A 1,193-nucleotide genomic window follows, 5' to 3' on the forward strand; every position below is an offset into this window, starting at 1 on the left:
GGTAATGCCCCCGCAAATCCATCGTCGGGAGAAGTAGAATTTTCTCGTTAAGAGGGAGTTCTGCAGATGAAGAAGTCGAGATTCACGGACAGCCAGATACTGGAGGCGCTCAAGCGCGCGGAGGCCGGACTGGCGGTGCCGGAGCTGTGCCGGGAGCTGGGCATCAGTTCGGCGACGTTTTATAAATGGCGCTCGAAGTACGGCGGCATGGACGCGTCGATGATGTCGCGCATGAAGGAACTGGAGGCGGAGAATGCCCGGCTTCGCAAGATGTACATCGAGGAGAAGCTCAAGGCTGAGATTGCCTCGGAGGCACTGCAAAAAAAGTTCTGAAGCCATCTCGTCGGCGCGAGATGGCAAAGCGGGTTGTGCAACAGCGGCGCGTGTCAATTCGTGTGGCGTGCGCGGCGTTTGGCATCAGCGAGTCGTGCTACCGGTACGAGGCGAAGTTGAACACGGAGAACGAAGAGATTGCCGACTGGCTGCTGCGTATCACGGGTTGCCATCGCAACTGGGGTTTTCTGCTGTGCTACTTCTACCTGCGTAACGTGAAAGGATTCGGCTGGAACCACAAGCGCATTTACCGGATTTACCGCGAGCTGGAGCTGAACCTGCGCATCAAGCCGAAAAAGCGTCTGGTGCGGGAAACGCCGCAGCCGCTGTCGGTGCCGGAGGCCATCAATGAAGTGTGGTCGATGGACTTCATGCATGACCAGCTGGTTGACGGGCGCAGTATCCGGACGCTGAACGTGATTGATGATTTCAACCGCGAGGCGCTGGGCATCGAGGTGGATTTCTCATTGCCATCCGAGCGGGTGATTCGCACGCTGAAGCAGCATATGGAATGGCGAGGCAAGCCGAAGGTCATCCGGTGCGACAACGGCCCGGAATATCTGAGCGCGGCCATCGTGACGTGGACGCAGAAGCAAGGCATCCGGCTGGAATACATCGAGCCGGGCAAGCCGCAGCAGAATGCGTATATCGAACGGTTCAACCGGACTGCTCGGCACGAATGGTTGTCGCAGTATCTGTGGGAAGACCTGGAGCAGGTTCGCGAAGCGGCGGCCGACTGGATGTGGATTTACAATCACGAGCGCCCGAATATGGCATTGGGCGGCTTTACCCCGAAGCAGCGGCTGGCCATGGCCGCTTAGTTTCTACTTCTGCCGACCGTGGAAAACGGGGGTATTACC

1 protein-coding gene is annotated in these 1,193 nt (G+C 58.2%); it reads left to right on the plus strand.

What is annotated here, in order from left to right; genetic code table 11:
• Positions 1-66: 66 nt before the first annotated feature.
• Positions 67-1,154 (plus strand): IS3 family transposase gene (locus D1Y85_RS26855; protein ID WP_124154095.1). Its coding sequence is split into 2 segments (ribosomal slippage): positions 67-316 and positions 316-1,154, totalling 1,089 coding nucleotides; the frame shifts between segments, so codons are not numbered across the junction.
• Positions 1,155-1,193: the final 39 nt, after the last annotated feature.

Source organism: Paraburkholderia dinghuensis (assembly GCF_003837865.1).
Taxonomy (GTDB): domain Bacteria; phylum Pseudomonadota; class Gammaproteobacteria; order Burkholderiales; family Burkholderiaceae; genus Paraburkholderia; species Paraburkholderia dinghuensis.